We start from the raw sequence: 24988 nt of genomic DNA on the forward strand, positions 1-24988 counted from the left end.
TTAAAACATCTTAGCAAATAAATTTAGAGCAATAATAAAGCTAAAATTTAATATAATCCCACGAAAAAAGGAGAGCCTATGAAAATTTTTAATGCATTTTTTACTGGCATTATATTTGTTCTTGCTCCTATTTTTACGCTATTTGTTGGAATTTACAACAACTACTTTTCATTTTATGGCATAAATGAGTATTTTAATGTGGTTTTTGTAGATAATGTGCCTTTTTTGTGGCTTTTGCCTGTGTTTTTTATATTTGGATATTTTTTCTTTTACGCGCCATTTAGAAAAATTTTTAGAGCCTTTTATCTGCTCTTGCTCGTGCTTTGTGCACTTAGTTGGTATCCTGATTTTGGACGAAGCTTGGGCGAAGCTTATTTTATGAGTAAGCCACTTGAGATGGATATATCTTCAAATTTACAAAGCGAGCAAAAAACAAGCGGCAAAGTCCTTTATGACGGACGAAGAGAAATTTATTTTCTAAGAAGTGACAATGATAAAGTCGTTAAAATTTCAAAGTAAAGTTTTACCTTTATTTAGTTACAATGGCATAAAAATTTAAAGGTTTAAAATGCGTATAAAACTTCCACACGTACCTTATGTTTCACATAAAATAGCAATAGATCTTTTAAACTGTGGTTTTGTAAAGTTAAACAAAGGTATCGAGCCAATCGTAGCAAAAGCAAGTGAAATTTTAACTACTGACGTTCAAAAAGAAAGAGCGCTAGATGAGCGAGTAAATGAGCTTTTAGAGAAAAATGAGGACGAGATGCAAACTATGCAAATCGACCGCAAAAATATGTTTTGGCTCGTTAAAAAGAAACTTGCTGGCGAATTTGACGTCATTTTAACCCATGAAGATAGATTTAGTAATGTCGCCCACAAGATACTTGAAGCTATCTGGAAGAGCGGGTTGGTTGATTATAGCGTATCTGAAAACCGCGTAAAAAACGTGATATATGGCTCGATAGATGAGTATCTAAAGAGCTATGAGAAAATAGAAGATAACGTCTATGAGATGATGCAAAACTACAAACGCAAACTTATCCCTGGAACTGACGAATATGACCTGATTTTCGAGCGTTTGTATCAAGATGAGCTTAAAAAAAGAGGAATGCTTTAATGAAAGCTTATATCTACATTGAAAACGGCGTTTTTTTAGAGGCAAAAGCCTTTGGTGCTCACGGCGAGTGTGCAGGCGAGCTCGTTTTTAATACCTCAATGACTGGCTATGAGGAGATCATGAGCGATCCAAGCTATGCTGGTCAGTTTATCGTCTTTACTATGCCAGAGATCGGCATCGTTGGCATAAACGAAGATGATATGGAGAGCCTTAGAATTCACGCAAGCGGCGTCATAATGAGAAGCTATAACGAAATCCCCTCAAACTACCGCTCGCAAAAATCTTTGGGCAAATTTTTTGAAGAGCAGGGCAAATTTGGCGTTTATGACGTTGATACTAGATATTTAACAAAGATACTACGTGATGAAGGCGCTTTGATGGCATACATCTCAACGCAGATAAGCGACAAAGATGAGCTAAAGCGCAGGCTTGAAAGCAGCGGACGCATAGAAAATATAAACTATGTAAAAACAGTTAGCGCAATGGACGAGTACGAGCATAAAAAAGGTGCTTGGGATAGAAATTTAAAGTCATATAAACCTCTAAAAAGTATCGGCAAAAAGATAGCCGTTTTTGACTTTGGTGTAAAGAGAAATATCCTAAATGAACTATGTGAAACTGGCCTTGAGGTCATCGTCGTGCCACACGATACTAAGGCTGAAGTTTTGATAGAGAAATTTAAAAATGGCGAGATAAACGGGGTGTTTTTGTCAAATGGTCCAGGCGAGCCTAAGAATTTAAAGGCTGAAATCGCCGAGATCAAAAAGATGATAGAGGCAAAAATCCCGATATTTGGCATATGCCTTGGTCATCAGCTACTTTCAAATGCCTTTGGATACGAGACATATAAACTTAAATTTGGTCAGCACGGAGCAAACCATCCAGTCTTAAATTTAGAGACAAAAGCGATCGAGATAACAACGCAAAATCACAACTACAATGTGCCAGAGAGCATCGCTGAAGTAGCGGTTGTGACACATAGAAATTTGTTTGACAACACGATCGAGGGCGTAAGATACAAGGACTATCCGATCTTCTCGGTGCAACATCACCCAGAAGCAAGTAGCGGCCCTAACGAGAGCAAATATATATTTAAGCAGTTTTTAGAAATTTTATAATATGCAAAACATAAGCCTTTACATGATTATCTCAGTTGCGATCTTTAGCAGCTTTAGTCATTGTGTTGGCATGTGTAGCGGGTTTTTGAGCTTGCAAGCTCTATTTTTTAAAGGTAAAAGTAAGAGTGAAATTTTAATGCTAAGCGCGCTTTATAACCTAGCTAGAATTTTTGCTTATGTGGCTTTGGGGGCTTTGTTTGGCGCTTTTGGAGTAGCCATTAGCTTTGGCACGCAAGCAAGAGGCATTATATTTTTTATAGTTGGCTTAGTGATCGCATTTATTGGCATCGCACTGCTTTTTAGGGGCGAGCTTTTAAAATTTGTAGAAAATGAAAAAGCACTTAAATTTGTAGTAAAAATGGCAAAAACAAGCGTCCAAAAGAGAAATTTGGCAAATTTCTTGCTACTTGGCTTTTTAAATGGGCTTTTGCCTTGTGGTGTGGTCTATTATTTCTTAGCGCTTGGAGTTTTAAGCGCAAATGTGGCTGACGCATCCTTAATAATGCTTATCTTTGGACTTTGCACCTTACCTGCGATGTTGCTAGCTAGCTTCGTTTTTGGCTCACTAAGAGAGAAATTTAAAGAGATCATGTTTAAGCTTTCAGCTTGCATAATGATCTTAAACGGACTTTATCTATCATTTTTAGGATATAGAGCAAATGCCTAGTTTAAATTTAGATGAAAATTTCTTTTCAAGTAGCGATGGCATGAGGATTGCTAAGCTTGCTACTATGGGCGAGATGATGGCAAATATAACTCACCAGTGGAAGCAGCCGCTAAATGAGCTAAGTTTAGTTTTATATAAGATGAAAAAGCTAGCACGCAGCGAAGATAACGAATTTATCGGCTCTTATGAGAGGGCTATGCAGATCATAAAGTATATGTCAGAAACTACTGATGAGTTTAGCTCATTTTTAAATCCAAACACACTTTCACAAGAATTTAGCCTAGCAGACGCAGCTAGAGCATCTATACAGATCGTAAAAGGTGTGATGAAAAAAGAGGGCATTCATATAGAGCTTGAGGTGTTAGGGGACTCGAAAATTTATGGTCATAAAAACAGGCTCATGCAAGTCATCATAAATTTACTAAATAACGCAAAAGACGCACTAAATTTACAAAAGATAGAAGATAAAAATATAAAAATAAAGATTGATAGCGATGAAAAATTTGCTTACCTAAGCGTAGAAGATAACGGTGGTGGCATAGATAAAAATGTGATAGATGAGATATTTAAGCCATATTTTACCACCAAAGAAGATGCCAAAGGCACTGGCCTAGGACTTTATATGTCAAAGCAAATAATCGATCAATTTAACGCAGAAATAACAGCGGGCAACAGCGATAATGGAGCCTGTTTTTTAATAAAGTTACCACACAAAGGAGAGATAGATGAATAAAATTTTAAAGAACCTAACGGTTTTGCTTGTCGAAGACGATAGCGACAGCAAAAAGATCATGCACGATGTGCTAAGTGACAATTTTGAGAAAGTTTTTACTGCTCAAAATGGTGATGAAGGTTTGAAAAAATTTAAAAAATACAACCCAAATATGGTAATTACAGATGTATTTATGCCAATTAGTGATGGACTTGATATGACAAGATATATCAAGGAAATTTCTAAAGACACACCTGTCATCGTCCTAAGTGCGCATAGTGAAAAAGAGACTTTATTAAAGGCTATCGATGTTGGCGTTGATAAGTATCTCATAAAACCTATCATGGCAGATGATCTTTTAAAAACGATAGAAAATGTCGCAAAAAGCAAGATAGAAACTGCAAATATCATCCAAGTTGCAAACGGATATAGCTTTAACAAAATTAAACGCGTACTTATCAGAGACGGTGTTGAAATTTCACTTACTAAAAAAGAGCTTGCATTTATCTCACTTTTGATAAAAAGACTTGGTACGCTCGTGCTTCACGATGAGATCAAAAGCGTCGTTTGGGTTGGTGAGAGCGTTACAGAAGCAGCTATTAGAACCTTTGTTAAGCGCGTTAGAGACAAAGTTGGCAACAACTTTATAAAAAATGTCCCAGGACTTGGTTACAAAATAGACAGAAGACTTTCTTAGTTAATGAGAATTTATATTAATTAAGTTTTTTTATAGTCCTTATACTTTAAAATAACGAATCATTAATATAAATTTAACTAGGAGGATATTTTATGCGACCATCTCAGCTACTACACTATGATTATAGTGTAGCAAAGCTATTTATGTTTGCCACGATACTCTTTGGTATCATAGGCATGGTTGTTGGCGTAGTTATAGCTTTTCAAATGGCCTGTCCAGAGCTTAACTACATAGCCGGCGAATATTCGGCGTTTGGGAGGTTGCGTCCTCTTCATACTAATGGCATCATCTTTGGCTTCATGCTCTCAGGCATCTTTGCCACTTGGTACTACATCGGACAGCGTGTTTTAAAGGTCTCGATGAGCGAGTCGCCATTTTTGATGTTTATCGGCAAGCTTCACTTTTGGCTATATATGCTTGTTATGGTTTTAGCTGTTGTTACGCTTTTTATGGGCGAGAGCACAGCTAAGGAGTACGCCGAGCTTGAGTGGCCACTAGATATCGCAGTGGTTTTGGTTTGGGTACTTTGGGGTGTTAGTATATTTGGCCTCATCGGTATCCGCCGCGAAAAGACACTTTATATCTCAGTTTGGTACTACATCGCTACATTTCTTGGCGTTGCGATGCTGTATCTATTTAACAATATGGAAATTCCAACAAGACTTGTTAGCGGTTATGGCTCATGGCTACACTCTGTATCTATGTACGCTGGCTCAAACGACGCTTTGGTTCAGTGGTGGTACGGCCACAACGCGGTTGCATTCGTTTTTACAGTTGCGATCATCGCTCAAATTTATTATTTCTTACCAAAAGAGAGCGGTCAGCCGATATTTTCATATAAACTATCTCTATTTTCATTTTGGGGCTTGATGTTCATCTACCTTTGGGCTGGCGGACACCACCTTATTTACTCTGCTACGCCTGATTGGATGCAGACTATGGGTTCAGTTTTTTCTATCGTTTTGATCCTGCCTTCATGGGGCTCAGCGATAAACATTCTTCTTACGATGAAGGGTGAGTGGGCGCAGCTTAGAGAGAGTCCGCTTATTAAATTTATGGTTCTAGCTTCAACATTTTATATGTTCTCAACACTTGAAGGCCCGATACTTTCTATCAAGTCTGTAAATGCTCTAGCGCACTTTACTGACTGGGTACCAGGACACGTTCACGACGGCGCACTTGGCTGGGTTGGCTTTATGATCATGGCGGCACTTTATCACATGACACCGCGCGTGTTTAAGCGTGAAATTTACTCAAAGTCGCTAATGGAAGCTCAGTTTTGGATACAAACAACAGGTATCGTCTTATACTTTGCATCTATGTGGATCGCTGGTATCACGCAAGGTATGATGTGGAGAGCGACTGATAGCTACGGAAATTTACTCTACTCGTTTATAGATACGGTAGTCGTGCTTATCCCATACTACTATATAAGGGCTATTGGCGGACTTCTTTATCTAGTTGGCTTCTTGATGTTTGCTTATAACATCTACAAATCAACTTCTGCTAAAGCTATCTTAGCAGAGCCAAAAAGCGCTTCGCCTATGGGCGGCGGGGCAAAAGCTAGCGCGGAGGTGATGTGATGTTTGCTTGGTTAGAAAAAAATCCATTCTTTTTTGCAGTTTGCGTCTTTATAGTCATCGCTTACGCTGGTATAGTTGAAATTTTGCCAGACTTTGCAAACAGAGCTAGGCCGCTTGAGGGCACAAAGCCTTACACCGTTTTAGAGCTAGCTGGCAAAAACATCTATATGCAAAATGGCTGCAACACCTGCCACTCTCAAATGATCCGTCCGTTTAAAGCTGAGACTGATAGATACGGCATGTATTCACTAAGTGGCGAATTTGCCTATGATCGTCCGCACCTTTGGGGTTCAAAAAGAACAGGTCCAGATCTTATGCGTGTGGGCAACTATAGAACGACTGACTGGCATGAAAATCACATGCTAAATCCAGCCTCAGTAGTGCCAGGCTCGATCATGCCAGCATATCCATTTTTATTTAAGAAAAATGCTGACATAGAGACTGCATACGCTGAAGCGCTAACGGTTAAAAAGGTCTTTAACACGCCTTATGACGAAAAAGATATGCCAGCTCTTGGCACGCTAGAGCAGACAAATGCTAATGTCAAGGCTGAGGCTGCAGCTATCGTTGAAAATATGAAAGATGAGCAGGTAAAAAGTGCTTTTGCAAAAGGTGAAATTCGCCAGATCGTAGCACTGATTGCTTATCTAAATAGCCTAAAGTAGGAGCGTAAGATGGAGAACATTAGAGAGTTTCAAGCTTATGGCTATTTTTTCTTGACAGCATTTTTGGCGATCACTTTGTATGCTTATTTTTTTCATCTTTATAAGAGCGAAAAAACTGGCAGAAGAAACTATGAGAAATACTCAAAACTAGCGCTTAACGATGAGATCGGTGGCGAAATTTTAGAGCGTAAGGCTACAAAGGAGAGCGTATGCAATGGCTAAATTTAGAAGATAATGTAAATTTACTAGCTCTTATAGGAGCGGCTCTAATCATCGTGCTTACTATCGTTGTAGCTGGTAGGTATGTGGGGCAGATGAAGGTTAAAAAAGATGAGAGCGTTGAGCTTAGCGAGCACAACTGGGACGGCATAGGAGAATACAAAAACCCTGTCCCACTTGGCTGGGCGGTCGTCTTTTTGCTAGCGCTAGTTTGGGCGGTTTGGTACTATTTGCTGGGCTACCCACTAAATTCTTACTCACAAATCGGCGAGTACAACAAAGAGGTCAAAGAAGCAAACGCTAAATTTGAAAAAGAGTATGCAAATCCAAGCAAAGAGACGCTTCACGCTATGGGCGAGAGCATATATCTTGTGCAGTGCTCAGCATGTCATGGCATCACAGGCGATGGCATAGGCGGCAAGGCTGCAAATTTACAAATCTGGGGCAGCGAAAAAGGTATAGTCGAGACTATACTTAATGGCTCAAAAGGGCTTGATTACCCTATGGGTGAGATGCCAGCAGGTTTAGCTGACGCTGATGGCGCAAAGGCGATCGCAGCATACGTAGCTAAAGAGATAAGCGCGATAAAAAGCACTAAAAATGAAAATTTAGTAGCCACTGGCAAAGAGCTTTACGCTGCATGTGCGGCGTGTCACGGCGAAGATGGCAAGGGCATGGATGGCATGTCGGTTGATCTTAGCAAATATGGCTCGGCTAGCTTTGTGGCTGATGTGCTAAATCGCAGCAAAAAAGGAGCGATCGGCACTATGCCTAAATTTAATGATGGCAGGCTAAATGAGATCCAGCAAAGCGCAGTTGGCGAGTACGTCATATCGCTATCAAAGGGCGAATAATGGAAAATAAAAATAGAAACATCTTTGCCTTAAACGGCATTAGCGGATTTTTAATAGCGGTGGTGCTTTTGCTCTCTATCCTAGCGGTGCTTACATACGTTGGCATCGGCTTGCAAAAAGAGGTCGCAACTAAGCCTTACTCACTAAAAGATGCAGCTAGCATCGAGATGAAGAGCGTAGATAACGCTAAACACGTCATTGTAAAGGAGTAGCGATGCTAGGCATAATAGAAAAAGCCATTATCCTGCTAATAGTCGTCGCAGGCGCCATTTGTGCCTGGTCAGTGCTTACGCCAAATCACCTATTTGTAGGTTAATTTTGAAGAAATTTGCACTCATTTTTATCATTTTGCTGTGGCAAAATTTGGCTTGGGGTGCAAATTTTGTTATCAATGATGATGAAATTTTAAGCCAAAAAGTGAGCCAAAAGCTAAATAAGATTGGCAGTGAGCTTTATCAAAAAAGCGGCATAAATTTAGTAGTTGGTCTATATAAAGATGGCGAGCTAGACGTGCTTTTTAAAGAGCAAAATTTAAGCTCGCCTTTTGTCTTCTTAGCGCTCATAAAAGATAAACAAAAGGTTGAAATTTTTAGCGATACAAACACTTCAAAGCTCTTTAACAAAGAGCAAATTCTAAGTGTAAATCCAGAATCAGGCACCATTATCCCCATTTTGGTCTCAAAAAACGGCAAAGATGTCTATAACGCCGCTATCTTAAACGGCTACGCTGATATCGCCGAGCAGATCGCTGAGACCTTAAATTTAAAGCTAGAAAGCGGCATCGGTAGCTCAAACAAGACGACCTTAAATTTCTTGCGAATTTTTATCTACGGCTTGATAGCATTTTTCGTGCTTATCATCTTTTATAAAAAGGTAAAAAATGGCTAAAAAGAGCTTTTGGCCTTATGGCATCGTGCTTAGCATAGTTGCTATCATCTTGGCTTGTGCCGCGACCATCATTGTTGCGATCAACAATCCAGTCGAGATGGATAGCGCTTATATGCAAAGTCATCAAAGTGTCGATGAAAACATCACATTTATAAAAGAGAGCGAGGCTAGGTTTGATGAGAAATTTGGCCTTAAATTTGAGCCAGAATTTAAAGGTTTGCAGGGTAAATTTAAATTCCACCTAATGCCAAAAAATGGCGAAATTTCAAGCCTTGGCTATGAAATTTTGCTAACTCGCCCACAAACAAACAAAGATAACAAAACATTAAGCGCCTCATGGCAAGAAAATGAGCTTGTAAGCGAGAGTGTTGGCCTAAAAGAGGGCAGGTGGCAGCTACTTTTAAGGCTAAGCGACAAGCAAGATACGAGATATTATAAATTTGATTTTAACGCTACAAAATAGGCTAAATTTGCATCCAAAAGTTTTTAGCCAAGGTCAAAATCAAATAAATTTATCTGCAAATTTTACTTTCTAGCCAGCCGAAACTCCAGCTCAAACCTCTTTAAAGCCAAAATTTAAGCCCAAACGCTTGCCAGTTGTGACGTACTCTTTAAATTTATAGATGAGCGGCGAGTATTTTTTAGTATCTAGCTTTTCATCTTTTAACAAATTTTCATCCACAAAGATGCCAACTATCTTGCAAGTAACGATGCAAAATCACTCTTTTATCTCGCACTTTTCGACGATCGTTTCTATCTATATCTTGCACTCTTTTATGCGCGCGCTTTGGTTTTTGGCGCTAAATTTAAGCAATATAAACCCGGCGGCACCCGAAACTACCGAACCTAGCAAGATAGCGAGCTTGTCGGTGTAGGCAAAGGCGTCCGTGTCGTTGTAGGCTAGGCCGTTAACGAAAAGGCTCATCGTAAATCCTACGCCGCAAAGCACGGCGATGCCGTAAAGCTGGATGAAATTTGACCCCTCGGGCAGCTTGGCTAGCTTAAATTTGATCGCTAAAAAACTAAATCCAAATACTCCGATTTGCTTGCCGACGAAAAGCCCCAGCGCCGTGCCTAGCGCGACCGGAGACAAAATCTCGTCCAGTCCGACGCCTCGCAGTGAGATGCCTGCGTTTACGAAGGCAAATATCGGCAGCACGCCAAACGCCACCCAGCCGTGCAGGTCGTGCTCGATACTTTTTAGCATAGATTTGCCAGGCTCGTCTTTAAAGCTAAGCGGTATGAAAAAGGCCGCCACGACGCCCGCAAGCGTGGCGTGAACGCCTGATTTTAGCACTGCTACCCACATCACCGCGCCTACGATTAGATAGGCCGCCTTGCTCTTTACGCCGAGTCTGTTTAGTGCGAAAAGCGCGGCTAGGCAAACGCTCGCGACCGCAAGCATTTGGGCGCTAAGCTCGCTCGTGTAAAATAGCGCGATAATCACGATCGCGCAAAGGTCGTCGACGATCGCTAGCGTCATGAGGAAAATTTTTAAACTAGTCGGTACGCGAGGCCCGAGTAGGCTCAAAATCCCCAGAGCAAACGCGATATCCGTCGCCGTCGGTATCGCCCAGCCGCCAAGCGCGAAGGAGTCGTGCTTCGTAAAAAGATAGAAGATAACCGCGGGCACTATCAGGCCGCCTGCCGCGCCGATCGCTGGCAGCGCGATTTGCGACGGATTTTTTAGCTCGCCCTCCAGCACCTCGCGCTTTAGCTCAAGTCCGATGAGAAAGAAAAATACCGCCATCAACCCGTCGTTCACCCACAAGATCAGGGGTTTGCTTAGTCCGTATTCGCCGAAGCTCATGGTAAATTTGGTATTTAAAAATTCGTTGTAAAAATCGCTCAAAAACGTATTTTGACACAGTAGCGCCGCGACCGTAGCGATCATCAGCAAAATCCCGCCGCTGGCTTCGTGTTTTAAAAACTCTTTTATTCCGCCCATTTTGCTTCCTTTTTATAAATTTTGGCGATTATAGCGTATTTTTACGATCGCATAAAATTCGGGCGAATTTGGCTATAATCAAGTCAAATTTAAAGGTAAATTTAGTAGACGCGTCGCTAAAATTTGCCATGCCGCGCTTGCGGGAGCGGGACGCTTGCGCACGGTTTTTATAGATTAAGGAGCGAAAATGAATGAAATTTTAGATATATGTAAGCGTGCAAAGGCTGTTTGCGGCGAGCTTTTGAGACTTGATAGCAGGGCTAAATTTGAAATTTTAAACGCCGTGGCGGACGAGCTGCTAGCGCAAAAAGAGGCTATAAAAGCGGCAAACGCCAAAGACCTTGCAAACGGCGAGAAATCGGGCCTTAGCTTGGCGTTGCTTGATCGTTTGCGACTAACGGATGCCCGCATCGAGGCTATGGCGAAGGGCGTGCGCGAGGTGGCGGGCTTTGCCGAGGTCGTAGGCGAAAATTTAGGCGGCTGGAGCCATCCAAACGGCATGCAAATCAGCCGCATTCGCGTGCCGCTGGGGGTACTCGGTATCATCTTGCCCTTTTTGATCTTTTGTGGTGGCAAGCAAAACTGGAAAGCCGTAGTAAAAGCCAGATCTGTTTAACTCTTTATGCATTTTTGCTCCTTTTTGAAATTGTAGCCCCCAGCACTTTAAGGCTTAAATTTTTAATGAATTTAGAAAAAATTTCAAAGCTTGCCTTAAGTGAGAAAAAGTGCTCTTTTATCAGCTTTTGGCTATCATTTTTAAAAATTTAAGAGAGAAAAATGCACAACCTAAATCAACTTTTCGTCTTTACAAACTCGCGTAAGATCAGGGAATTTAACGCTGGTTTTAATGACGAGCTAATCCCAAAAAGTTTAAGCATCGCTGAGTTTTATAAAAAGGCCATCTTTGTAAATGGACGCTTTGAGTGCGATAGCACCTATGCTTTGGTGCTTATGAACAGAGCCTGTGCCAGCGTCAAAGAGGCAAACTCGGTGCTTAAAATCCCAACTGAGTTTTTTGAGTTTTTGAAAAACAACGACTATCTTTTTTCGTTTTTTAAAGAGCTTGCCATCAGCAAAAAAAGCATTAAAGAGATTAAATTTAACGACATTTACGCTGATTTTGAGGAGCATTTAAGCATACTTGAAGCGGTTTTAAAAGAGTATGAGAGCTTGCTTGATAAAGAGGATCTTTATGATGATATAACCCTGCCAAAAATTTACTCGATAAATGAAGCTTACATAAGAAGTTTTAGTGAAATTTCACTGCACATTGATGGCATTTTAAGCGAGTTTGAGTGGGAAATTTTAGAAAAAATTTCAAAACTAACCACGCTAAAAATTATCTTTCAAACTAGCGTTTTTAACAAAAAACTAATCGATAAGATAAGGCAAATTTCAGCCATTAGCGAGTTTGAAAACTATAAAAAATATGAGCTAAATTTAAACACAAATGAGCTAGTCTGCCTAGAAAATATCACAAAATTTGAGCCAGTTTTAGTAAGAAATTTTGCCACAAGAAGCTTGCAGTGCGCTTATGCTATGGCAAAGGCGAGCGAGTTTGTACGCGAGGGCATAAAGCCTGAAAATATCGCAGTCATCTTGCCAGATGAGGGCTTTAGCGAGATTTTAAGGCTTCATGATAGCGCTAAAATTTTCAACTACGCCATGGGCGAGAGCTTTAAAAATACAAAATTTTATGAGGCGCTTTACTACATCACAAGAGCGATCAATGAAGAGGCAAGCCCAGTTTTTGATCAAAGCAGGTGTGAGAGCTACGAGGAGCTTGGCTTTATTTTAAGCGAATTTGGCGTGAGCGAGCAGCTTTTTGAGAAATTTAGGGCTGGCTATTTTGAGGCGTGTGAATTTAGCAAATTTAAAGAGCTAATAGATGAGCTTTTGGTGCTTGAAAATGAGCCAAGATGCGAAGAAAAGCTCGCACTTGAGCTTTTTAGGATGGAGAATTTATGCAGGTATTTTAGCTTTAGTCTAAAGCAGTTAAGTGAAATTTTCTTGCTAAATATATCGCGTCTAAGCATCGATGATGTGGGTGGCGGAAAGATCAGCGTCATGGGCATGCTAGAGAGCCGTGGGATGAAATTTGATGGCGTTATCATAGTTGATTTTAACGACAACTTCATCCCAGCAAGAAGCGCAAACGAGATGTTTTTAAACTCAAAAGTGAGGCAAAAAGCGGGGCTTATAAGCTATGTGGAGCGTGAAAATTTGCAGAGATTTTACTACGAAAGCCTCATAAATAACGCCAAAAAAGTGGCGATAAGCTGCTGTGTAAATGAAGAGAGCATACCTTCGAGATTTTTAAAAAATTTCAAAACGATAAAAGATGAGAAATTTAGCGATGAGGCCTATTTGAAGCTATTTTTAAAGGGGGAGGCGAGCTTAAATTTAAGCGACGATGAGGTTATTTTAGAGCATGATTTTTTCACAAACCCACTCTCGTTTTCGACGCTAAATTTATTTCTAACCTGTCCAAGAAAATACTACTACACAAAGATAGCTGGCATAAAGCCTGCAAAAGGCGTAGCAAAAGAGCTTGGCACAAAACAAGGAAATAGCGTTCATAGCGCACTTTTTGAGTATTACACGAGCGAATTTTATAAGCAAAATAACACCTTTGATCTAGCCATTTTTAAAGAGATGCTAGCAAAGCAAAATCTTACGCCACTTGAGTTTGAAATTTGGACGCATAAATTTAAAGAGTATGAAATTTATGAAAACGAGCGTTTAAGGGCTGGTTTTAGGGTACTTGAGTGCGAAAAAGAGGTGCAAAGCGAGTTTTGCGGCGTGCAGATAAAGGGATTTATCGATAGGATCGATGCAAACGCAAACGTCGACGTGCTCATACTTGATTATAAAACTGGCGAGGCAAATGTAAATTCGCTCCAGCTTGCCTTTTACGAAGCACTTTACGGCGGAGAGGTGCGAAGTGCTTACTATGCCCTAAAAAACGAGCCTAGCTTAGTTAGCTCTAAAAAAAGCGTAGAGGATCTAGGTGACGAGATAGAAAAGCTAAAAACCATAAACAAAACCAAGATAAATTTTGAGAGAAAGAGCGGTGCTTGCGCATTTTGCGAATACGTTACACTTTGTAGGAGAGAGTTATGAAAAATTTTTTAGCCCTAAAAGCAAGCGCTGGAAGCGGTAAGACCTTTGCGCTGAGCGTTCGCTACATCGCTTTGGTGCTTCGAGGCGAAAATATAAACGAGATCGTCGCTCTAACTTTTACAAAAAAGGCAGCAAACGAGATGAAAGAGCGCATAATCGCAACTTTTTTGGACTTGCAAAACAAAAAGGGCGAGCTTGAAGCGGTGTGCGCGGAGCTTGGTATAAACCAAGATGAGGCGCTAAAAAGGCGAGATGAAAGGCTTAGCGTCTTTTTGCAAAGCGAGCTAAAAATTTATACATTTGATGCGTTTTTCTCTGGAATTTTGAAGAAATTTAGCCAAAATTTAGGCATTAGCCCTGATTACAGCGTGCAAGATAGCTTGCAAGATCTGGCGTGGAAAAAATTTGTAAAAGAGGCGAGCAAGGATAAAAAGCTTCTTAGCGAGCTAGCCTTAATGATGATCATTTCAAGCCAAAAAGAGGCTAGCTTTTCGCAGACTTTGGCAAAATTTTATGAAAGCTTTGGCGGCGAGCTAAAAGATAGTGGCGCAAGCTATCCAGATGATAGCAAGGTAAGGGCGGCGCAAAGGGCGATAAATGAGCATATAGCCTTGCAAAATGGCGCTAGCGATGCGGCTAAAAAGACATTTGGTGAGCAGAATTTATTTGAGCTATTTAAGAGTAAGGTTTTTGCTAGAGAAAGCCTAGACTACCGCACTTTTAGCAAAATTTATACTCCTGAGCTTGATAGGCTCTTTTTTGAGCTAAAAGAGGCAGCAAAAAACTACATTTTAGAGGTCGAAAGGTATAGGCTAAGTGGCTTTAGCAAGCTATTAAAGCTTTATAAGGCTTCAAATTTAGAGCTAAACAAGGAGATAAATGCGCTAAGTTTTGCTGATATAAACAAGCTGGTTTTTAAGCTTTTGGTGCAAAATTTGGATAAGGAGGCGCTTTATTTTAGGCTCGATGGCAGGATAAATCACCTCTTAGTCGATGAGTTTCAAGATACAAACGTGATCCAGTACGAGATCATCTTGCCGCTCATCGCTGAAATCGTCTCTGGATACGGCCAAAACGGGCTTGGAAGCTTCTTTTACGTCGGCGATACGAAGCAGAGTATCTATAAATTTAGGGGTGGCAAAAAGGAGCTTTTTGACAAGCTGGGAGATGATTTTACTCAGATAGATATAGAAAATTTGCCAAGTAACTACCGAAGTTTGAAGGCTTTGGTGAAATTTAATAATGCTGTTTTTGAAGAAATTTATCATAGATATGGGCTTAGTTTTGAGCCACAAGAGCCAGCTAAAAAAGATGAGACGCTAAGCTACGAGGTAAGCGGCGAGTGCGACTATTTTGAAGTAGAAAAAGATGACTACGGCTACTTGCGTGTGTTAAGCGATGAAGATATCGCAGGTGCGGTCGTTGCGCAAGCAAGTGAGCTTTTAAAAGCTGGCGTAAATGCAAGCGATATAACCGTGCTTTGCTGGAAAAATAGCGACATTAGTCTCATCTCAGAAGTGCTTAGTAGCGCAGGGATAAAAAGCGTCAATGAAGGCACTTTGGAGCTAAAAAGAACGCCGCTTGTCGCTGCTATCATCGAGTATGCGAAATTTTGCCTATTTAAAGAAGAAATTTATGAAAAGAATGTAAAAGCACTAGTAAATGCAAATGTCAAAAAACTAAGCATAAAGCCAGAAGTGAGCGCGACAAATAGCCTATTTTACCTAGCTAAAAATTTAGGCATAAGCATGGCAGACGTTGATATCTTAAAGCTGTTTGAGCTAAGCGCGGGGTATAAAAATTTAAGTGATTTTATATTTAACCTTGAAAGCTTTAGCTCTAAAATCAGCCCAAAAAGTAGCGACGGCGTGAGAGTGATGACCGTGCATAAGTCAAAAGGGCTTGAGTTTGCTCACGTCATAGTTTGCGACATGATGGGCAAGGGCAGGGGTGATGACTCAAATTTCATAACCGAATACAGCGAAAAGGGCGAGTGGATCGTAAAGAGTAAAATTTCAGGTAGAGAAAATTTTGATAGCGACTATGCAAGAGTTTTAGAGCAGATGAAAGAGCTTGAAAAGCAAGAAAATATCAATAAAATTTACGTCGCTTTCACAAGGGCAACAAAGTCGCTCATCATCATCAAACAAGCCGTCCCAAGCGGAAACAGCCCAAGCTTTTTTTCATTTTACACAAAAAGCGACAAGAGCGAAGCAAACGACTATCTTGATCTAAAAGAATTTAGCTTTGGCAAAATTTTGCCTAGTAAAACTGAGCAAAAAGAGCTAAAAAAAGATGAAAAAATACCTGAAATTTTAAAGATAGAGAGGCAAGAGGTAGAGGCAAGAGAGCAAAAGACGAGTGGTAAAAATTTAAGTGCGATATATTTTGGCCTTGCGTTTCACTATCTGCTTGAGATGAGTGAGAAATTTGATGAAATTTCACTAGAAAAAGCTAAAAATTTGATGCTAAATAAATTTCATAAATTTTTGCCGCTTGAAGCACTTGAAGATGCCTTTTCTAGGGCAAAAATGCTTATAAGTGAGCCAAAATTTATAGAGTGCATAAAAAGCAAAGAAATTTACAAAGAGCAGCCATTTAAAGTAAAAAATGAGCTAAAACAGATGGATCTTTTTTGCTTTAATGATCGTGAAATTTGCGTGATTGATTATAAAACGACAGATAAAAATATAGAAGAGAACAAAAAACAGGTAAAAGAGTATAAAGATGCGCTCGCTAAATTTTATGAAAAACATAGTATAATCGCCGTCATCTTCTATGCACTTGAAGGCAAAATTTCATATATTGAAGTTTAAACGCTACTTAATTTAAGCTTTGTCAAAGCATTGTTTAAATACAATCACAACTCAAAAATTAACTTGGCAAAGGTAAGAAAATGACAAAAATAACAAAGCCAAACGAAGTTAAGCGAGACTGGATCGTAGTTGATGCAGCTGGTAAGCGCTTTGGTAGATTGCTAACTGAGGTAGCAACTATACTTCGTGGCAAAAACAAACCATGCTTCACGCCAAACGTAGATTGTGGCGACTATGTTATCATCATAAATGCTTCTAAAGTAGAATTTACTGGTAATAACAAAGCTGAAGATAAACTTTATCACAGACACTCAGGATATTTTGGCAGCGTAAAGAGCGAGAAATTTGGCGATTTAATAGCAAATAAGCCAGAAAAACTATTTAAATTAGCTGTTCGTGGCATGCTTCCAAAGACAAAACTTGGAAGAGAGATGATAAAAAAACTAAAAGTTTATGCTGGCAGTGAGCATCCTCATACGGCACAAATAGCTAAAAAAGAAGGAAAATAATTATGGCAAAAGTTTATGCAACTGGTAAAAGAAAAACTGCCGTAGCAAAGGTTTGGATAAAAGCTGGAAGCGGTAAAATCGTAGTAAATGGTATGGATCTTAACACTTGGCTTGGCGGTCACGAGGCTATCAAGCTTAAAGTTATTCAACCACTTTTAGTAACAAAACAAGAGAGTTTAATAGACGTAGTAGCTACAACTTTAGGTGGCGGTTATTCAGCACAAGCTGAGGCTTTAAGGCACGGCATTTCACGTGCTTTGGCTGATATGGATGCTGATTTTAGAGCGGCACTTAAACCAAAAGGCTTACTAACTAGAGATTCTCGTGTTGTTGAACGTAAGAAATTTGGTAGAAGAAAGGCTAGAAGAAGCCCACAATTCTCTAAACGTTAATGGTTTTTTGCAAGTGCTTTTGCATTTGCAAAATTTAGGTTGTGTAAATTTCGAATTTACATTATTAATTAAATTAGAATTTAGAGTTGGTTTATATTTTTTTAGTTAAAATGAAACCACTTTAAAATAATCCCTATTTGAAAGGAATTCTATTATGAAAAAGATTGCTTTAGCTATGGTTGCCGCAACAGCGGTTTTTGCGTCTAACGCAGCATACAACTATGAGATCACTCCAACTATCGGTGGTGTTCATCCAGAAGGAAATTTACGTGTAAAAGACCACAATTTTGTTGGTATTAGAGCGGCTAGAAACCTTGAAGATTTCTTCTTTGATCAAGTTGAACTTGGTGTTGATTACTCTCAAAAACTAAAAGAGAGAACAGGTAACGTTGTAAGAGAGGGTAGAGCTCTTAGATATCACGCTAACCTTGTAAAAAATATCGTTGACTTTGGACCAGTTAGCCTATATGGTTTAATCGGTGCTGGTTATGAAGATGTTCCAGCTATTTTTGTTAAAAACGAAGATGGCGGTTTTGGTCAATATGGTCTTGGTTTAAGATACCAAGTAACTGATAGATTTGCTCTTAAAGCAGAGGCAAGAGATGCTATCAAATTTGAGCACGCTGATCACAACCTATTCTATTCACTAGGCTTTGGCATAGGTCTTGATTCAAAAGCAGCTCCAGTTGTAGCAGCAGCTCCAGCAGCTCCAGCAGCAGCTCCAGCTCCAGTTCTTGATGATGACAATGACGGTGTGCCAAATGATATCGATCAATGCCCTAACACTCCAGCTGGTGTAGTTGTTGACGAAAGAGGATGCGAGAAAGTTATCGTTCTTAGAGACCTAGATGTTAACTTCGCATTTGATAGCTACAAAGTTGGACCAAAATATGCAGCTGAGATCAAAAAAGTAGCTGACTTTATGGGTGAACACCCAGATTATAAAGTTGTACTTGCTGGTCACACTGATAGTGTAGGTGCGGAAGCTTACAACCAAAAACTATCTGAAAAAAGAGCAAAAGCAGTGGCTGAGGTTCTTGCTGGTTACGGCGTAGAAAAAGCTAAAATTTCTACAGTTGGTTACGGCGAACTTAAACCAATCGCTACAAACAAAACTAAAGAAGGTCGCGCTCAAAACAGACGTGTTGAAGCTACTTTCAATAAATAATTTTATTATTTAAAATTACTTCTTTAGGGCTTGGCTTCGGCTGAGCCCTTTTTTATTTCTGCGGAGATTATCATGAAAAAAACTATACTTTTTGACTTAGATGGCACACTTATAGACTCTACTTCTGCTATTTTAAAAGGTTTTGATGCAGCATTTTTAGCTCACGACAAGAAAGAGCCTGATCATGATGTACTAAAATCTCTAGTAGGATATCCGCTTGAAATAATGTTTGAAAAACTCGCCGCTAAAAAGAATTTAATAGGTGAATATGTAAAAGAGTATAAAGCTTGCTACGAGAAGATCTATTTAGACGAGACTGTGCTTTTACAGCATGCTATGGATGCTTTAAAAGAAGCTAGCACGTTTGCTGATATTGGTGTTGTTACGACAAAGACATCAAAATTTTCTATCATTTTGTTAGAGCATTTAGGCGTTATGAAATTTATAAAAACGGTTGTTGGACGAGACGATGTTATTAATCCAAAACCAGATCCAGAACCTATAAATTTAGCCTTAAAGAGACTAGATAAAGAAAAAGATAATGCCTTTATGGTTGGCGATACCATCATGGATCTAAAGGCTGCTAAGGCTGCTCTTATAACGGGTGTTGGCCTTACATGCGGATATGGCAAAGAGTCTGATTTGAGGCAGTTTAGTGAGCATATATTTGCAAATCCACTTGAGGCTATTAGCTTTATCAAAGAAGCTTGATAGTGAAAATTCATTAAATCTCCTTAGCTTAATACTATTTTAATGCAATGTTATTCATAAATTTTCTTGATTGTAACTTATTATAAAACGATCTAAATAGATAAAAAAAATATGTAGCTATTTTTCTATGATCGTTGATCTAGGTAATCCTTACTTTTAGTAAATTCTGCATTTGATTTGTTGTTCTAGATAAATTTGCTAACAAAATATACCAACTAATGTGCTCGTATTAGAATTTGTTAGGTAGAGATTTTGTTGGTATCGAAAAGAGCCAGAATTTGTAGATATCGCACTTAAACGAAAGGCTGAGCTAGAAGCAAATTTTATAAAATTTAGAGATAAATTTAGTGATATAAAGTTGCTTGATAGCCTAAAATTTAGCTAGATTTAAAATTCCATATTTTACAACGATCCGTGCAGCACTTGCAGCTGCTAAGTCACTGAGTACAGTTCAAACTGGCAAAGCACTTGAAGTAAAAAGCTTGCAAGAGTATCTAAGCGAGAAACAATAAATTTAGTGGCAGTTTTGGCTGCCACTAGCTAAATTTCACTTCTATTTATTAGCTATTTTTTAAAGCGCCAGCTACCTTTATAGCGCTTGCAAATGCAAAGTGCAAGTTATATCCGCCAAGCATACCAGTGATATCTAAAACCTCTCCTATAAAATAAAGCCCTTTTATGCTTTTGCTCTCTAAATTTTCATCTAAAAAATTAGTCTTTACGCCACCTTTTGTAACTTCAGCCCTTTCAAAGCCAAATGTCCCAGCTGGAGCAAAATGATATGCAAAAAGCCTTTTTATGATACTTTTTTCATCATCACTAAATTCATAATAAGCTCTATCTTTTAAACCAAAATTTCTTAAAAACTCCAGCACAAATCTCTTTGGTAAAGGCAAAACCGAGCTAAGTTGCTTTTTGCCATTTGCTAAATTTTTCTCACTAAATTTAGGCAAAAAATTTATGCAAATTCGACCCTTTTGCCAAAAGAGTGAGGTGTTTAGTATTGCTGGACCGCTTATGCCTCTATGTGTAAAAAGCAGATCGCCGCTAAATTTATGGCTCTCGATTTTGTCATTTATCGCTACATCCGCACTTAAACTAACGCCGCTAAGCTCTTTAAACCAAAAATCATCTTTTTGCACGCTAAAGCCAACAAGGGCTGGGGCAGGGATTGAGAGCTCAAGGCCAAATTCACTAGCTATCTTGTAGCCAACATCGCTTGCGCCAAGGGCTTTGTAGCTTAGTCCGCCACTTGCGATGACTAAATTTCTAGTTCTAAATTTCTCATCTTTTGTCAAAATTTCAAAAATTTCATCTACTTTTTTAGCGCCGATAACCTCTTTGTTATAAAAAATATCAGCATTTTGCCTTTTTAAAAGGAGGCTCAAAACGCCCTTTGCGCCGCTGTCACAGAAAAATTGATTTTGTTTTTGCTCGCTAAATTTAAGCTCACTAAAAAATTTCAAAACCTGATCATGGCTTAGCACTTTTAAAATTTGCTCTATAAATTTCTGCTCGCCAAGGTAGTTTTTAGCGCTTACAAAGCGGTTTGTGATGTTGCATCTGCCACCACCGCTTGCTAAGATCTTTTTGCCAGCACTGCTGTTTTTCTCCAAAATGGCAACCTTTTTGCCATTTAAATTTGCCCCTAAAAAGAGCCCGCTAGCGCCAGCACCAACGATGATGACGTCGTAGATCAAAACTTCAAGCTCTCTTTTAAAGCCGCCTCGCTTGTTAGGCGAGAGTCAAATTTGATCACTTGATTTTTCTCGTTTTTGTAATAATCCACCACGCCTTTTTGGCTGTTTAGAAGCTCTAAATTTAAGCTCACTTCTGGGCTTAGGTAGATATTTTTAAAAATTCTTGGATCACTCAGGCTAAATAGCAAAACAAGCCAGATCACGCAAAGTACCACGCAGACGATGGCGAGCACTTTAAAGTCAAAGACGTGCATGATGTATCCGCCAAACGCACCCCCAACGAAGCTGCCAAAGTAGCCAAATGAGTTAAAAATGCCAAGAGCGGTGCCTTTTTGTGAGGATTTTACAAATTTTGTCGCGGTTGATTGCATGATTGGCTCGTGAAGGTTAAAACCTATAAAAAATATCGCGATGCCAACCACAAATATAAATTTCGTAAAGCTAAGGGCAAAAATGGCGTAGGTTAGGGCAAAAAGCAGCGTGCCAGCTATCAAGATGACCTTGCTAAGCCCCTTGCCATCGCCCAGCGCGCCAGCTAGCCCCATAGCCAAAAAGCCAAGCGCAGCGCCAAGCGTATAAACCTTGTAAAGCTCGCTGCTCTCGTAGCCATACTCTCTTACCAAAACTATAGGGATCACCAAAAATGCGATGCTTGTGAGCATCTTTTGCATGAAAGAGGTGAAATTTATGATCATGTAGTCTTTTTGCAAAAAAAGCTTGCCAAATGGCACTTTCTCGGCCTTTGCGCTCACTTTTATCTCTTTTGGCACGACGGTGTAGAGTAGCACGACGCAAAGCAAGCTAAGAGCGGCGCTTAGATAAAAGAGGCTTGAAAGCCCGTAGTCCTTAGCAAGAAGCGGTCCAAGCACCATCGAAAGCGTGAAGCTAAGCCCTATAAAAGCGCCCATTATCGCCATGGCTTTTGAGCGGTTTTCTTCAGCTACAAAGTCGCTTATCATCGCTGTTGCCACCGCTCCGACGGCTCCAACGCCTTGTAAAAATCTACCAAAAAGCATCGTGTAAATTTCACTTGCCAGCGCGCAGACGATAGAGCCAGCCACAAAGATCAAAAGGCCGATGGTTAGCGCTTTTTTGCGGCCGATCTTGTCTGAAAGAGCGCCAAAGGGCACTTGAAATATCATCTGTGAGATCGCATAGACACCTACTATTAGCCCCACTAAAAACTCATTTGCTCCGCTTAAATTTAGTGCGTAGAGGCTAAGCACCGGTAGGACTATGAAAAGTCCAAAAAATCTGCTAGCTACGATAAAAGATAGTGGCAAAACGCTTTTTAACATAAATTTTCCCTTATTTTTAAAAGGACTAAGTTTATCATTTTAACACTAATTTAAATTTAAAAATTTTAATCTACTTTTTTGTAAAATACGCCCAAAAATCAAGGAGTTTTGCGATGAAAATCGTGCTTGCGACATCAAATTTAGACAAAGTAAAAGAGATAAAAGAGTTTTTAAAAGGCTATGAAATTTACGCTTTAAGCGAGGTTGTAAAGCCATTTGAGATCGTTGAAGATGGCAGCACTTTTCAGCAAAATGCACTCATAAAGTCAAAAGCGGTTTTTGCAAAGCTTAAAGAGCAAGGGCTTGAGGACGAGTTTATCTCGCTTAGCGATGATAGTGGCATCAGCGTGGATGCGCTTGGTGGCGAGCCAGGGATCTACTCAGCGCGCTACTTTGACCTTGATGAAAATGGCAAAGTATGCGGCAAAAACGCAAATGATGCAAACAATAGAGCAAAGTTAATTAGCAGGCTAAAGGCGCTAAATTTAAAGAGCTCGCCAGCTCACTATACCGCCTGTATCGCTATTAGCTCAAAATTTGGCGACTACACGGCGCACGGCTTTATGCACGGCACGGCAATCGACGAGGAGCGCGGCACAAACGGCTTTGGCTACGACGCACTCTTTATCCCAGATGGCTTTACAAAGACGCTTGGCGAGCTAGATAACGAGACAAAGCTTAAAATTTCTCACCGCTCAAAGGGGCTGGAGCTTGCAAATTTCGTGCTAAAGAGCCTAAAGAAAAACTTTAGTTAAGCTCCTTTAGTCCCTTGTTGGCTCGCTCCAAAAGATCAAGTGCGCGAGGGTTTTGCTCCTTGCCTTTTAAAATTTCAAGCACTTCTTTGTAGTTTTTGGCAGCTTCGTCCTTTTGCTCAAGCTTTACTAGGTCGTTAGCGACCTCTATTAAAAGCTCTGATCGCACAAGCTCGTTGTTGCTTAGATCTGGCGTGATATCAAGTAAATTTAACGCTAAAATGTGGTTTTCGTAGGCTTTTGCAAAGTCATTTTTCATGTAGTAGGTGCTGCCGATGGACTTTATGCAAAGCAGCTCGTCACGCATCGGCGTATTTGAGTTGGTGTCATAAATTTTTTGAGCTTCTTGAAAATTAGCAAGCGCTTCGTCGTATTTGCCTAGCATCTTTTTTGCTGCGCCTATGTTTTGATAAGAGCGAGCTAGTAGCAGTTTGTCACTAACGTTTGCCACGAGCTCTAGGGCTTTTTGCGAGAGCTCTAGTGCCTTTTGAGGCTCTTTATTTACCATGCAAATGCTAGCGCCATTTATGAGTGAAGTGATCACCTGCTGGGCATCGCCAGCTTTTAGACATGCCTCGCTTGCTTGCTCGGCTAAATTTATGGCTCTCTCCAAATTTCTATCGCTTTTATAAAACTCATTTACGCTCTCTTGCACCAGCTCGTCGCAGCTACTTGCAAAGAGGCAAATAGGCGCTAAAAATGGCAAAATTTTCTTCATCTTTTTACCTTTAAAATTTGGCTCATTTTACCTTTTGAAGCTAGAAATTTATATTAACTTTGCTAAAATCACTAAAATTTTAAGGAGCCAAAAATGTCAAATATCTTAATCATCGGAGCAGGCGGCGTTAGCCAAGTCGCAACCGTAAAATGTGCGATGAACTCGGACGTTTTTACAAATATCACCCTTGCAAGCCGCACAAAAAGCAAGTGCGACGCGATCGCTAAATTTATAAAAGATCGCCTTGGCGTGCAGATAAACACCGCGCAAATCGACGCTGACGACACAGCGGCCGTGGTGGAGCTCATCAAACAAACAAAGGCTGATTTGCTTCTAAATGTCGCGCTGCCATATCAAGACCTAACTCTCATGGACGCTTGCGTAAAGGCCGGCATACCCTACATCGACACCGCAAATTACGAGCACCCAGACACGGCGAAATTTGAGTATAAGCTTCAGTGGGCGAAGGATGGTGACTTCAAAAACGCTGGCACCATGGCGCTTCTTGGCTCTGGCTTTGACCCAGGCGTGACAAACGTTTTTTGCGCCTACGCACAGCAAAATTTATTTGACGAGATCCACGAGATCGACATCCTAGACTGCAACGCTGGTGATCATGGATATCCATTTGCGACAAATTTCAACCCAGAGATAAATTTGCGCGAAGTTAGCGCAAATGGCCGCTACTGGGAGGCTGGCAAGTGGATCGAGACAAAGCCGATGCAGATAATGTTTAAGTGGGACTACCCAAAAGTTGGCGTCAAAGATAGCTATCTGCTCTACCACGAGGAGCTTGAAAGCTTAGTTAAAAACATCAAAGGGCTAAAGAGAATTCGCTTTTTCATGACCTTTGGACAAAGCTACCTAACCCACATGAAGTGCCTAGAAAACGTGGGAATGCTCCGCATAGACGAAGTCGAGCATAACGGCATGAAAATCGTGCCGATCCAGTTTTTAAAGACGCTTCTGCCTGACCCTGCAAGTCTTGGATCTCGCACAAAAGGCAAAACAAACATCGGCTGCGTTATACGTGGTTTAAAAGATGGCAAAGAGCGCCAAGTTTATATCTACAACGTCTGCGACCACGAGGCTTGCTACGCTGAGACAGGCGCGCAGGCTGTTAGCTACACCACAGGCGTGCCAGCGATGATCGGCTCACTAATGGTCGCAAAAGGCATCTGGAGCGGCAAAGGCGTCTTTAATATGGAGAATTTTGACGCAAAACCTTTCATGGACGAGCTAAATAAGCAGGGGCTGCCGTGGGAGATTATAGAAATGAAGCCAGGAGAGAGATACGAAGTTTAAATTTAGACTTATTAGGCTTGTCTTT

26 protein-coding genes and 1 pseudogene are annotated in these 24988 nt (G+C 40.2%); 22 read left to right on the forward strand and 5 right to left on the reverse strand.

What is annotated here, in order from left to right:
* The first annotated feature begins 78 nt into the window (after nucleotides 1-78).
* From MTT09_RS01755 to MTT09_RS01815, 13 genes are all read left to right on the forward strand, one after another.
* Nucleotides 79-519 (forward strand): isoleucyl-tRNA synthetase, encoded by a 441-nt coding sequence (locus tag MTT09_RS01755; protein WP_107804718.1) that lies wholly within the window; start codon nucleotides 79-81, stop codon nucleotides 517-519.
* A 49-nt stretch (nucleotides 520-568) separates the two neighbouring features.
* On the forward strand, nucleotides 569-1120 hold the full coding sequence (locus MTT09_RS01760) for a DUF507 family protein (RefSeq protein WP_429802197.1): 552 nt from the start codon (nucleotides 569-571) through the stop codon (nucleotides 1118-1120).
* Nucleotides 1120-2238 carry a glutamine-hydrolyzing carbamoyl-phosphate synthase small subunit gene (gene carA / locus MTT09_RS01765; protein ID WP_429802199.1) on the forward strand — a complete coding sequence of 373 codons (1119 nt, stop codon included), beginning with the start codon at nucleotides 1120-1122 and terminating at the stop codon, nucleotides 2236-2238. Before MTT09_RS01760 ends, carA begins: the two co-directional genes overlap by 1 nt.
* Nucleotide 2239: 1 nt before the next feature.
* Nucleotides 2240-2905: a sulfite exporter TauE/SafE family protein gene (locus MTT09_RS01770; RefSeq protein ID WP_429802201.1), complete on the forward strand. Its 666-nt coding sequence runs from the start codon at nucleotides 2240-2242 to the stop codon at nucleotides 2903-2905.
* Nucleotides 2898-3638 (forward strand): sensor histidine kinase, encoded by a 741-nt coding sequence (locus MTT09_RS01775; RefSeq protein WP_429802203.1) that lies wholly within the window; start codon nucleotides 2898-2900, stop codon nucleotides 3636-3638. Before MTT09_RS01770 ends, MTT09_RS01775 begins: the two co-directional genes overlap by 8 nt.
* Nucleotides 3631-4314 (forward strand): response regulator transcription factor, encoded by a 684-nt coding sequence (locus tag MTT09_RS01780; RefSeq protein ID WP_012001191.1) that lies wholly within the window; start codon nucleotides 3631-3633, stop codon nucleotides 4312-4314. Before MTT09_RS01775 ends, MTT09_RS01780 begins: the two co-directional genes overlap by 8 nt.
* Before the next feature lie 92 nt (nucleotides 4315-4406).
* On the forward strand, nucleotides 4407-5897 hold the full coding sequence (gene ccoN, locus MTT09_RS01785) for a cytochrome-c oxidase, cbb3-type subunit I (RefSeq protein ID WP_429802205.1): 1491 nt from the start codon (nucleotides 4407-4409) through the stop codon (nucleotides 5895-5897).
* Nucleotides 5897-6562, forward strand: a complete 666-nt coding sequence (gene ccoO / locus MTT09_RS01790) for a cytochrome-c oxidase, cbb3-type subunit II (RefSeq protein ID WP_021086480.1) — start codon at nucleotides 5897-5899, stop codon at nucleotides 6560-6562. Before ccoN ends, ccoO begins: the two co-directional genes overlap by 1 nt.
* Nucleotides 6563-6571: 9 nt before the next feature.
* The gene (locus MTT09_RS01795) at nucleotides 6572-6784 is read left to right on the forward strand and encodes a cytochrome c oxidase, cbb3-type, CcoQ subunit (RefSeq protein WP_002939259.1); all 213 of its coding nucleotides are present in this window, start codon (nucleotides 6572-6574) and stop codon (nucleotides 6782-6784) included.
* Complete coding sequence (locus MTT09_RS01800) at nucleotides 6772-7635, forward strand: cbb3-type cytochrome c oxidase N-terminal domain-containing protein (RefSeq protein ID WP_429802207.1); 864 nt, start codon at nucleotides 6772-6774, stop codon at nucleotides 7633-7635. The genes MTT09_RS01795 and MTT09_RS01800 overlap by 13 nt, the downstream gene beginning before the upstream one ends.
* On the forward strand, nucleotides 7635-7847 hold the full coding sequence (locus tag MTT09_RS01805; RefSeq protein ID WP_021084770.1) for a DUF4006 family protein: 213 nt from the start codon (nucleotides 7635-7637) through the stop codon (nucleotides 7845-7847). Before MTT09_RS01800 ends, MTT09_RS01805 begins: the two co-directional genes overlap by 1 nt.
* Before the next feature lie 106 nt (nucleotides 7848-7953).
* Nucleotides 7954-8523 (forward strand): hypothetical protein, encoded by a 570-nt coding sequence (locus tag MTT09_RS01810; protein ID WP_429802209.1) that lies wholly within the window; start codon nucleotides 7954-7956, stop codon nucleotides 8521-8523.
* Nucleotides 8516-8986, forward strand: coding sequence for a FixH family protein (locus MTT09_RS01815; RefSeq protein ID WP_429802211.1), 471 nt, complete (start codon nucleotides 8516-8518; stop codon nucleotides 8984-8986). The genes MTT09_RS01810 and MTT09_RS01815 overlap by 8 nt, the downstream gene beginning before the upstream one ends.
* 90 nt (nucleotides 8987-9076) lie before the next feature.
* Here the strand turns inward: MTT09_RS01815 and MTT09_RS01820 are convergent, their stop codons facing one another.
* Nucleotides 9077-9205: a hypothetical protein gene (locus MTT09_RS01820; protein ID WP_021084773.1), complete on the reverse strand. Its 129-nt coding sequence runs from the start codon at nucleotides 9203-9205 to the stop codon at nucleotides 9077-9079.
* 75 nt (nucleotides 9206-9280) lie between these two features.
* Complete coding sequence (gene nhaA, locus MTT09_RS01825; RefSeq protein WP_429802213.1) at nucleotides 9281-10471, reverse strand: Na+/H+ antiporter NhaA; 1191 nt, start codon at nucleotides 10469-10471, stop codon at nucleotides 9281-9283.
* A 187-nt stretch (nucleotides 10472-10658) separates the two neighbouring features.
* Here nhaA and proA point away from each other — a divergent pair.
* The 7 genes and pseudogenes from proA to MTT09_RS01860 form a co-directional block, all read left to right on the forward strand.
* Nucleotides 10659-11018, forward strand: a pseudogene (gene proA / locus MTT09_RS01830) (glutamate-5-semialdehyde dehydrogenase); the annotation flags it as partial.
* A gap of 230 nt (nucleotides 11019-11248) precedes the next feature.
* On the forward strand, nucleotides 11249-13594 hold the full coding sequence (locus MTT09_RS01835) for a PD-(D/E)XK nuclease family protein (protein ID WP_429802215.1): 2346 nt from the start codon (nucleotides 11249-11251) through the stop codon (nucleotides 13592-13594).
* A complete protein-coding gene (locus MTT09_RS01840) occupies nucleotides 13591-16410 on the forward strand; it encodes a RecB-like helicase (protein WP_429802217.1) in 2820 nt (939 codons plus the stop codon). Before MTT09_RS01835 ends, MTT09_RS01840 begins: the two co-directional genes overlap by 4 nt.
* Before the next feature lie 80 nt (nucleotides 16411-16490).
* Complete coding sequence (gene rplM, locus MTT09_RS01845; protein WP_002939292.1) at nucleotides 16491-16919, forward strand: 50S ribosomal protein L13; 429 nt, start codon at nucleotides 16491-16493, stop codon at nucleotides 16917-16919.
* Nucleotides 16920-16921: 2 nt separating this feature from the next.
* Nucleotides 16922-17311, forward strand: coding sequence for a 30S ribosomal protein S9 (gene rpsI, locus MTT09_RS01850; protein ID WP_021084780.1), 390 nt, complete (start codon nucleotides 16922-16924; stop codon nucleotides 17309-17311).
* A 154-nt stretch (nucleotides 17312-17465) separates the two neighbouring features.
* The gene (locus tag MTT09_RS01855; RefSeq protein WP_103611550.1) at nucleotides 17466-18479 is read left to right on the forward strand and encodes an OmpA family protein; all 1014 of its coding nucleotides are present in this window, start codon (nucleotides 17466-17468) and stop codon (nucleotides 18477-18479) included.
* Nucleotides 18480-18551: 72 nt separating this feature from the next.
* Nucleotides 18552-19190 (forward strand): HAD family hydrolase, encoded by a 639-nt coding sequence (locus MTT09_RS01860; RefSeq protein ID WP_429802220.1) that lies wholly within the window; start codon nucleotides 18552-18554, stop codon nucleotides 19188-19190.
* Between the two features lie 560 nt (nucleotides 19191-19750).
* Here MTT09_RS01860 and MTT09_RS01865 read toward each other — a convergent pair.
* Together MTT09_RS01865 and MTT09_RS01870 are read right to left on the reverse strand one after the other, a co-directional pair.
* Nucleotides 19751-20890, reverse strand: coding sequence for an NAD(P)/FAD-dependent oxidoreductase (locus tag MTT09_RS01865; protein WP_429802222.1), 1140 nt, complete (start codon nucleotides 20888-20890; stop codon nucleotides 19751-19753).
* Nucleotides 20887-22188: an MFS transporter gene (locus tag MTT09_RS01870; protein WP_225723774.1), complete on the reverse strand. Its 1302-nt coding sequence runs from the start codon at nucleotides 22186-22188 to the stop codon at nucleotides 20887-20889. Before MTT09_RS01870 ends, MTT09_RS01865 begins: the two co-directional genes overlap by 4 nt.
* 113 nt (nucleotides 22189-22301) lie before the next feature.
* On the opposite strand from MTT09_RS01870, the gene MTT09_RS01875 reads away from it, so the two are divergent.
* Entirely contained in the window at nucleotides 22302-22943 is a 642-nt protein-coding gene (locus MTT09_RS01875) for a non-canonical purine NTP pyrophosphatase (RefSeq protein WP_225723773.1), read from the forward strand.
* On the opposite strand, the gene MTT09_RS01880 is transcribed toward MTT09_RS01875, so the two are convergent.
* Entirely contained in the window at nucleotides 22936-23658 is a 723-nt protein-coding gene (locus MTT09_RS01880) for a tetratricopeptide repeat protein (protein WP_225723772.1), read from the reverse strand. The two genes, MTT09_RS01875 and MTT09_RS01880, sit on opposite strands and share 8 nt — an antisense overlap.
* A gap of 93 nt (nucleotides 23659-23751) precedes the next feature.
* On the opposite strand from MTT09_RS01880, the gene MTT09_RS01885 reads away from it, so the two are divergent.
* Nucleotides 23752-24963 (forward strand): saccharopine dehydrogenase family protein, encoded by a 1212-nt coding sequence (locus tag MTT09_RS01885; protein ID WP_429802225.1) that lies wholly within the window; start codon nucleotides 23752-23754, stop codon nucleotides 24961-24963.
* Nucleotides 24964-24988 lie beyond the last annotated feature (25 nt).

The organism is Campylobacter concisus, from assembly GCF_050447505.1.
Classification (GTDB): domain Bacteria; phylum Campylobacterota; class Campylobacteria; order Campylobacterales; family Campylobacteraceae; genus Campylobacter_A; species Campylobacter_A concisus_BP.